The sequence below is a fragment of the Citrobacter sp. MGH 55 genome (assembly GCF_016906145.1).
In the GTDB taxonomy this organism is placed as follows: domain Bacteria; phylum Pseudomonadota; class Gammaproteobacteria; order Enterobacterales; family Enterobacteriaceae; genus Citrobacter_A; species Citrobacter_A amalonaticus.
In genome coordinates, this window is sequence record NZ_CP070239.1 from 4778766 (window position 1) to 4787985 (window position 9220).

Sequence of the window (9220 nt, forward strand, 5' to 3'; positions counted from 1 at the left end):
AAAAATCTTTGGCAGGACGCCTCATATACGTTTATGTATGCCATAAAAAAACTTCTTGAAGCGCATCGTTCCTCTGTCGGCCTGTCCACATATGAGCTGATCCGCACCAATCTTATTGCATTGATGGCAGAGAAAGAGGAACTGCGTCTTGCGGTTAACGCGAGTGATTACATTCAGGAAAAAACGCATCTTTCGCGTAGCCGGGTGATGAAAATTTTGAGCGATCTGCGACTGGGTGACCATATCGTGATGGAGCGGGGTATCCTGATCCGGATCAATCGTCTTCCCGAACAGTACTGACCAGGCTCATTTGCATAAATTCCTTACAGCAGTCATCATAGGTCACTGTTTTGTAAAGGAGAGGTTATGCAGGAATTAATTACTCAGGTCGAGGATTTAGCGGGTATTGAAATGAATCACACCACCTCGCTGGTGATGATTTTCGGTATTATTTTTCTCACAGCCATCATTGTGCATATTATTTTGCATTGGGTGGTATTGCGCACCTTTGAAAGGCGTGCCGTTGCCAGCTCCCGTCTGTGGCTACAAATTATTACGCAGAATAAGTTATTTCACCGTCTGGCATTCACCCTGCAGGGTATTATCGTCAATATTCAGTCCGCACTGTGGTTGCAAAAAGGCAGCGAATCCGCGGAGATTCTTACTGTCTGCGCGCAGTTGTGGATCATGATATATGCCCTGCTTTCATTATTTTCGTTACTCGATGTCATATTAAACCTGGCGCAAAAGTTCCCCTCAGCCTCTCAGCTTCCTCTCAAGGGGATATTTCAGGGTATAAAACTCATTGGCGCGATTATTGTCGGTATATTAATGATATCGCTATTAATCGGCCAATCGCCCGCGATACTGATTAGCGGCCTGGGCGCGATGGCCGCCGTGCTGATGTTGGTATTTAAAGACCCGATTCTGGGGCTGGTTGCGGGCATTCAGCTTTCTGCTAACGACATGCTGAAACTGGGTGACTGGCTGGAGATGCCGAAATACGGTGCTGACGGCGCGGTGATTGATATTGGTCTGACGACGGTGAAAGTCCGCAACTGGGACAATACTATCACTACGATTCCGACCTGGTCGCTGGTCTCTGATTCGTTTAAAAACTGGAGCGGCATGTCGGCATCAGGTGGTCGGCGCATTAAACGCAGTATCAATATCGACGCCACCAGCATTCATTTTCTGGATGATGATGAAAAGCAGCAACTGTATAAAGCGCGCCTGCTGAAACCTTATCTGGAGACGCGCCATCAAGAGATTGATGAATGGAATCAACAACTGAATGCGCCGGAATCGGTATTGAACCATCGGCGGATGACCAATATTGGGACTTTTCGCGCCTACCTGAATGAATATCTGCGCAACCATCCGCGCATCCGCAAAGATATGACCTTAATGGTACGTCAACTGGCACCAGACGATCACGGTCTCCCCCTCGAAATTTATGCTTTTACCAACACCGTTGTCTGGCTGGAATATGAAAGCATTCAGGCCGATATTTTCGACCATATTTTTGCAGTCGTAGACGAGTTTGGATTGCGCATTCACCAGTCACCTACGGGCAACGATATTCGCTCGCTGGCGGGAGTATTTCAACGATAACGCGAAAGCGCCGATCTCATTACGCGAATGAGATCGGCTTCCCCTCAGCGTACTTTGCGAGAAAGTTTAAACGCAACAAACAGGAAGATGACCCATACCGGCAGCAACATGGCTGACAAACGCATGTCGTCGATGGTGCACATCAGCACAAGGATCATCGCCAGGAAGGCGATGCAGATATAGTTTCCTGCCGGGTAGAGCAACGCTTTGAACTGGGTATCGCGCCCTTTGCGACGCATCGCGGCACGAAAACGCAGATGCGCCAGACAAATCATGATCCAGTTCAGCAGCAGCGTCGCCACCACCAATGCCATCAGCAGACCGAAGGCCTCTTTCGGCAGCAGGTAGTTGATGAGCACCACCAGCGAAGTGATCGCGCCAGAGAGCAGTAGTGAATTCACCGGCACGCCACGACGGCTGACACGGGTCAGAAACTTCGGTGCATTGCCCTGGACTGACAGACCAAACAGCATGCGGCTGTTGGAGTAAACGCCGCTGTTATAAACCGACAAGGATGCCACCAGAATCACGAAGTTCAGCGCTGAAGCCACTACGTTACTGTTCAGATCGTGGAAAATCATCACGAACGGGCTGCTGTCGGATTTCACTTCCACCCACGGGTAGAGCGCCAGCAAAACCACCAGCGAACCGATGTAGAACAGCAGGATACGGTACACCACCTGATTAACCGCTTTCGGAATGCTTTTGTGCGGATCGCGCGCTTCCGCTGCGGTGATGCCGATAAGTTCCAGCCCACCGAAGGAGAACATGATCACCGCCAGCGACAGAATCAGCCCTTTCCAGCCCGTCGCCAGAAAACCACCATGCTGCCACAGGTTATCGATGGTCGCCCGCTCACCGCCATTCCCCGAGAACAACAGCCATAAACCAAAGCCGATCATGCCGATGATCGCCAGCACTTTGATGAGCGCAAACCAGAATTCGGTTTCACCATACAGACGGACGTTCACCAGGTTGACAGAGTTAATGATGATAAAGAAGGACGCGGCCCATACCCAGGTGGGAACCTCGGGTAACCAGTACTGCATGTAGATACCAGCGGCCGTCAGTTCAGCCATCCCGACCAGCACAAACATGACCCAGTAGTTCCAGCCTGACAGGAAGCCCGCAAACGGTCCCCAGTATTTATAGGCAAAGTGAGCGAAGGAACCCGATACCGGCTCTTCGACAACCATTTCGCCAAGCTGGCGCATGATCAGAAAGGCAATAACCCCGGCGATGCCGTAACCCAGCAGCACCGCTGGACCCGCCATCTGAATCGCGGGCCCGATGCCGAGAAACAGCCCGGTACCAATCGCGCCACCCAGGGCGATTAATTGAATATGTCGATTTTGCAAACCACGTTGCAGCGTCGGACTCTGTTCCGACGACGCTTCAAAACGGCCGTTGCCTGAAGCGGATGACGCGTCTTTCACGCCCTACCCCTGTCTCTTTTTTAGAAGGGGCACGTTTTAACACTTCATGCTGGAGGTAGCAAGTTAAAGGCACTGGAATGGAGGGGGCATCCTTGCCCCTGATAACGAGGTGGAACTCAGAACTCGTAACCAACGGACACTTTAAAGCTTCGCGCTTCCCCCTGTGTGACGTACGTGCCGGAATCATCAACACTGGCCCAGTAGTTTTCGTTGGTAACGTTGTCGATGCCCGCGCGAACGGTCATCTGATTTTGGTTCTGGTTAAGCGCGAAGCGATAGCGCATACCCAGATCCAGAGTAGTGTAGCTGTCGAGCTTTTTGCTATTAGCCAGATCCGCATACTGAGAACCGGAATGGTTCACGCGCGCGGTAGCGGTCAGACCTTCAATCGGCTTGATGTCATACTCGGCACCCAGCACAGCGTAAAAATTCGGCACGCCGATCGCATCATTACCCTGGTTCAAACCGTTGTTGGTTTTGGTCATCTCGGCTTGCAGCCAGGTGGCGCTGGCGTTCAGACGCATGCCCAGCATCGGTTCGCCGAAGACGTTCAGCTCAACGCCACGGTTACGCTGCTCGGCATCCAGACCATAATGTTTGGTTTCACTGTCAAGAATTGCCGATGGCATCTTGATCTCAAACAGCGCCAGCGAGCCGCCAACACGCCCGAAGTCTACCTTCACGCCCACTTCATTCTGCTTAGAATGGACGATACCGGTGCTCTGACCATAGTTGGTTGCCGTGTTGGGCGCTGTTTTACCCGGCTGTAACGCTTCGGTGTGGTTGGCATAGAAAGATATCTCTTCCCACGGCTTGTAGACGACGCCGTAAGTTGGCATCCAGCGGCTACCGTCAAAACCGTCGGCGGCGTTTTCCGCGCCGGTGATTTTGTCATAACCCCGAATCACCACTTTCTGATGACGTGCCCCGACGGTAAACAGCAGTGTGTCATCCAGCACGCCCAGCGTATCGCTCAGCAACCAGCCCTGAGTCCGGGTACGCCCGCTGGTCAACGGATCGCTGTAGTTACCGCCTTTACCATTCGAGTTAGTACTGGCCGGCGCGTCAACGCCACGGTTGTGATAGATGTTGGTATACGGGTTATCCGCCGCTTTAGACATCTTCCACGCGATTTTTTCGTTTTTGCTTTGTGCCGAGTAGCCAACGTTCACCTTGTGCGAGACAAAGCCCGTAGCGAAATTGCCGCGAATTCCCGCCATGCCGCTGACCGTGTCGCTGATACGGTTGGTATCAAGACGACTGGCGGTGGCCGTCCCGCTCTTATCCAGCAGTTTCGGCGCGCTGTAGAGACCTTCCTCGTGCGCGTGCTGAGCGCCAAGTGCTGCGTAGGCAGTCCAGTTGTCAGTGATGTCGTATTCGCTACGCCACATGCCGAACTCGTTTTCAATGTCGCTATACGCCCATTTCTGCGAGAAGTTACGATCATTTTTTGGCGGCGTGGGAACGAAATCGACCAGAGAAATGTTGACGCTGGTTGGGCTGCCGTGGAAGGTTTTTTTCTGATAACCCACGTCCAGTGAGGTGCGGAAGTTATCGCCTCTGTAGTCCAGAACGGTGGAGAGCAGCGTAGTACGACGGCGATCGTCCTGAATCCGGGTTTCGCCTTCACGGTGGACCAGATTCACCCGCGCACCAAACTGATCGTTGTCGCCAAAGCGACGACCGGCATCCAGCGTGGTGCCAATCTGTGAATCCGACGTGTAGTCCACGCCGACTTTAGCCTGCGGGATGTCACCTGCATGTTTCGGTTCAAGGTTGATCATCCCGCCGACGGCAGAACTCGCGGCGCCGTTCATCAGGGCGTTTGCCCCTTTGAAGATTTCGATGCGATCCACCATCTGCGCATCCACCACCTGACGCGGCAGAACACCAGACATCCCGCCAAAGGTCATATCATCGCCGTCAAATTTCAAACCACGAATGCGAAAGCTTTCCGCGCTGTTGCCGTAGCCCTGGACATACTGCACGCCCGCATCGTTTGCCACGACGTCGGCGATGGTTTTCGCCTGTTGATCTTCAACCAGTTTAGAGGTGTAGCTGATGACGTTGAACGGCACGTCCATCGCACTTTGTTGACCGAGCATGCCGAGTCTGCCGCCGTTGGCGACTTGTCCATCAAGAAACGCTGGCAGCGGCGTGTCACCACCCGGTTTGAGATCATTTCGGGTTGTCGCCTGGACCACAATGGTGTCCTCCGCTTTTTTCGCGGTGTCTGCCGCCCAGGCCGAGCCAGAGATTGCGCCCATCGTCAGCGCCAGAATAGTTTTGGTGTTGTTCATGTGAATGCCATCAAAAAGAGTCAATGTGGCGGGGGACAACATCCGTCCCCCGACTGATTTTTATTATTTATTCAGCTCAATACGCACAACGCTGTCCGGCACATCGGTTGAGTGGTCTTTATTAAATTTCTGTTTCACAGTGACATACAGCGTCTGGCCGTCAGCAGAGAGCAACAGGCTGTTTGGATTCGGCGGCAGGTCCCAGCTTTTTTTCACGCTGTAATCACTGGCGTTGAGACTGAGCAGCTTCCCGGAATCACGCTGGGTGATGTAAATTTCGTTGCGTTTGGCGTTGAATGTCACCGCCAGAGAATCCCCAACGTCCAGTTGCTTCAGCACCTTGCCGGTGTGGATATCGAGCACCAGCGTGGTTTTCGCTTTGGCGTTATCGGTCACGAACAGACGTCCGGTTTGTGGGTCTTCCGCCATATTCAGCAACAGCGCCGGCTTGTCGCCCAGCGGCTTCCAGCGTTTCTCAACGTGCTGGTTACGCGGGTTGATTACCAGGATTTCACCACCGCCATTCGCGGCGTAGATGCGCTGGGTCGTTTCGGAGTAGTGCAGACCGGTCATCCATTTGCCCGTATTTTTAATGCGCGTTTTCAGCTTCAGCGTTTCGGCATCAACCACCCAGATCACCGCAGGATCGGCGACCGCGCCGATATACAGCAGGCCGTTATGCAGCAACACCTGACGAGCGCCATACGGGAAACCTTCCGCGTTCCGCTCCGGAAACAGGACGCGATTTTTAACTTTGCCATCCGCAGTGTTCAACGCGCTCAGGCCACCGTCCAGCGAGTTGGTGACGTACACCGTTTTGCCATCAGGCGAAATCGCCATACCAAAGTTTTTCAGATCCGTGTGGCTGCGACCGATCGTCTTAAGGGTTTTGGCATCCAGTTTGTAGATCACCCCGCCCTGAACATCTTTAAAGCCTTCGGCACTGGCGACATACAACGCGTCCCCGGCAGGATTTAATGCCATCTCATACAGGCCATCCGCCAGATCGCGTTTTAACGTATCGGTCGCCACCGCGGGCGTCGCCGCTTTTTCAACGGTATTTGACGGTGTAGTAGTGGGCGTAGTGGTCGCGCAACCGCTTAATGCCGCCGCGATCAGCACGGCCAGCGCCGTAATATTTTTTTTCATCCTGGGTTCCTTACCAAAAAAGACACGCATTAAATAATAAAGAGAATGAGAACTATACTTATTCTCTTTTTCGAAGCAAGCGTATTTCGCGCAAAAAATACCCTTAATGAAACAGAGGTTCGAATTGTGAGAGCTCAAACGAAAATGGCGAGTGAACGATAATTTCTGCGAATTATTCTGGACGAACAGGCCCCACAGGCCACAGAATGCGATTTGCACTTTTTTTATATTTTTCAAACGAATGACTTAACCTAAATATCGTCATTCATGTGTCGGTCACGCCAGGCAACGGTGTCATGAATAAAATCATCAAACGACTCGAAATCATTAAAAGCGCCATCGAACTTGAGGATGAGGAGATCATCCAGCAGCAGCTTGTGCATCTGCAGCGGGAATCTGGCGATCCTGTAATAACGGCAATTGCCCAGGCTATCGAGACGCGCCGCTTCAGTGATGCAATGCGTGAAATTGCTACCTGGCTACAAAATCAGCGCGCCATAACCAGCTGGCAGGATCCGGCGATTGCCGCCAGCAAGCTGGAACTTAAGGCGCTGGAAAATCAGTTGCGTGAATTGATCGATACCCGTAATACCCGCATTCAGATTCTGGATGAGTTTAACGACCAGTATCATCTGCGCCTCGGGCCATTAATGAGCCGTATTCTCGAGCTGCGTAAACAGCTCGCAGCCAGCGCCCTGCGTCGGCAGGAAGCAGAACGCAGACGTCGCGAGAAAGATTACCTCTCCTGTCAGCAGTACATCTCACTGGCGGTCGATCGGTTAGCCCAGCTTAAACAGCAGTGGATGGGCATGGATTCAGCCTCTCGTGCCGCAGTCGACATCCGTCAGCGCATCCAGCAGCAAACGGAGCTGATTACCGACCTGCTCGCCGAGATCCGTGAACTGGAAGCCGATTTTTCCCGTCAGGATGACAGCGACACGCGGCAGGCACAGGAAGAGGCAGCGCATGAATATGAGGAGTATCAGGAACAGCAGCAGGATGCTCAGCACCGTTTCGCACGCGATCAGCGCCTTTCACCGGATGAGCGTAATGAGCTTAAGCGCCTGTGGCGTCAGGCCAGCCGTTTGTGTCACCCGGACGTTGTCGCTGATGAACTGAAAGAGAAAGCGCACCAGATGATGGTGCAGCTCAATCTGGCGCGGCAAAACGCCGATCTGGCGGCCATTCGCGCCCTGCTCACTCAGTTGCAAAGCGGTCTGGAGCCAATGATGGCCAGCGACCGGTTGAACAATCTCGACCATCTGCGGCAGAAAATCCAGCAGTTGCGGATCCAGATTGACGCGCTGATGAAAGAGATCGCCGGGCTGGAAGCAGAAAATGCCTGGCGTCTGGCGACCTCGGTTCGCGATAAAGAAGCGTACTTTGCAGAACAAGAACGCGCGCTGGCTGAGCTTCGCGATACGCTGGAGACCCAGGTTAAACACGTTGAACAGGATCTGCTGGCAGGTTAAGTTTTTTTGTAACAAAAGGGTGGCGAAGGAGTGCTGGCCAGTTGCCCGTCCATAAACAGCACAAAAAATCAAAAACAATACTTAATTACGTTAATTTAAAAAATTATAGAGTTTAATTCTACACAATAATCAATAAACCAGATTTATTCACTTAAATTAAGTGAACCTCAAGAGCATTACGAAGAGGGAGTGTTTTTACGGTGACATTACCCAGGAATATTCTTAACTCCCGATTCCGCACATCATCACGTTTATCCCCTACCTCCACACCGCATGCCTTTACCTCCGATGGTCTCCGCTATTTTTTAAGACTTTCCCGCAAACGCTCCATTATTTTCCTACCTGTTTTCATCAATCCATAAGTGAAATCTATCAATCATTCTTCAGGAGGTGAAATAAACGATTTATCTTAAATTTTAACAAAGCGTAATATTTCAATTGAGAATAATCCCAATACAGGTTGTGGATTTAAACAGATTCCCAGGCTGGGAAAGAACCCTTTTTTAAAATGTTAAAGAGGGGCAGGATGCTATTGCCGACTCAAGGAGAATTTAATGTCAAAAGCTATTTTTATGGGTGATGATTATTACACCTGGCTTGGCATGAAAAATATTCTGCGCGGCACATCACTCTATTATGGTATGCAATATTATGCAGCCAGTTCACCGCCCTCTTCCCTCCCGATTTTTCAGAATAATGATTACCTCATTATTCATCCCGAAGAGACGGATATTCTGAAATACGCCAGCATCATTCGCCGTCTCTCCTCGCGTGCGTCATTGATGCTTTTTGTGCTGACGAATGCCGAAACCTTTGCGGTATTCCAGACCATTTGCGGCATGCAGATGCACTTTCTTGACCGCACATTGAGCCTTGACGCACTGCACCGCCGGGTGACTCAACTCATTAACTGCAAGAACACAAGTGTGAACCGACCGCTGGATAATGCCATGAGCGTGAATGAATTTAACGTCATGATGATGTATTCCCGTGGCTGGTCACTGTCCAGAATTGCCACTATTGCGCATAAAAGCGAAAAAACTATCGGTACCTATAAAAGCAATATTGCCAAAAAACTGGGGCACAACAATACCCATCTGAAATATATATTCTCCCATTATCGCTAACAACCTACTAAGGAAATACAACACGGACGACTGAGCATTAATTAAGACGTTATCAATCACTAAAAATTATTCCGCCCTGCGGAAGGGACTCCTGTTTTCGAAATTTGACAACCCAGGCCAAC

General features: G+C 51.3%; 7 protein-coding genes. 4 read left to right on the top strand and 3 right to left on the bottom strand.

The window, feature by feature from the left end; all coding sequences use genetic code 11:
- Both JTI98_RS19970 and JTI98_RS19975 read left to right on the top strand, forming a co-directional pair.
- The coding region (locus JTI98_RS19970; protein ID WP_216081718.1) for a helix-turn-helix domain-containing protein at positions 1 to 300 on the top strand (300 nt) is incomplete at its 5' end.
- 66 nt (positions 301 to 366) lie between these two features.
- On the top strand, positions 367 to 1614 hold the full coding sequence (locus JTI98_RS19975) for a mechanosensitive ion channel family protein (RefSeq protein WP_216081719.1): 1248 nt from the start codon (positions 367 to 369) through the stop codon (positions 1612 to 1614).
- Between the two features lie 44 nt (positions 1615 to 1658).
- On the opposite strand, the gene pheP is transcribed toward JTI98_RS19975, so the two are convergent.
- From pheP to JTI98_RS19990, 3 genes are all read right to left on the bottom strand, one after another.
- Positions 1659 to 3050, bottom strand: a complete 1392-nt coding sequence (pheP, locus tag JTI98_RS19980) for a phenylalanine transporter (RefSeq protein ID WP_216081720.1) — start codon at positions 3048 to 3050, stop codon at positions 1659 to 1661.
- 116 nt (positions 3051 to 3166) lie between these two features.
- Positions 3167 to 5350, bottom strand: coding sequence for a TonB-dependent siderophore receptor (locus JTI98_RS19985; protein ID WP_216081721.1), 2184 nt, complete (start codon positions 5348 to 5350; stop codon positions 3167 to 3169).
- Positions 5351 to 5413: 63 nt separating this feature from the next.
- Positions 5414 to 6499, bottom strand: coding sequence for a YncE family protein (locus tag JTI98_RS19990; RefSeq protein ID WP_216081722.1), 1086 nt, complete (start codon positions 6497 to 6499; stop codon positions 5414 to 5416).
- A gap of 296 nt (positions 6500 to 6795) precedes the next feature.
- Here JTI98_RS19990 and JTI98_RS19995 point away from each other — a divergent pair, with 296 nt between their 5' ends.
- Both JTI98_RS19995 and JTI98_RS20000 read left to right on the top strand, forming a co-directional pair.
- Positions 6796 to 7971 carry a DnaJ family molecular chaperone gene (locus JTI98_RS19995; RefSeq protein ID WP_216081723.1) on the top strand — a complete coding sequence of 392 codons (1176 nt, stop codon included), beginning with the start codon at positions 6796 to 6798 and terminating at the stop codon, positions 7969 to 7971.
- Positions 7972 to 8525: 554 nt separating this feature from the next.
- On the top strand, positions 8526 to 9098 hold the full coding sequence (locus JTI98_RS20000) for a LuxR C-terminal-related transcriptional regulator (RefSeq protein WP_044328974.1): 573 nt from the start codon (positions 8526 to 8528) through the stop codon (positions 9096 to 9098).
- Positions 9099 to 9220 lie beyond the last annotated feature (122 nt).

Bases quoted from the DNA above. Each gene is read 5' to 3' on its own strand.
- JTI98_RS19995 (WP_216081723.1), top strand. From the start codon at position 6,796: ATGAATAAAATCATCAAACGACTCGAAATCATTAAAAGCGCCATCGAA.
- JTI98_RS20000 (WP_044328974.1), top strand. From the start codon at position 8,526: ATGTCAAAAGCTATTTTTATGGGTGATGATTATTACACCTGGCTTGGC.
- JTI98_RS19975 (WP_216081719.1), top strand. From the start codon at position 367: ATGCAGGAATTAATTACTCAGGTCGAGGATTTAGCGGGTATTGAAATG.
- JTI98_RS19990 (WP_216081722.1), bottom strand. From the start codon at position 6,499: ATGAAAAAAAATATTACGGCGCTGGCCGTGCTGATCGCGGCGGCATTA.
- JTI98_RS19985 (WP_216081721.1), bottom strand. From the start codon at position 5,350: ATGAACAACACCAAAACTATTCTGGCGCTGACGATGGGCGCAATCTCT.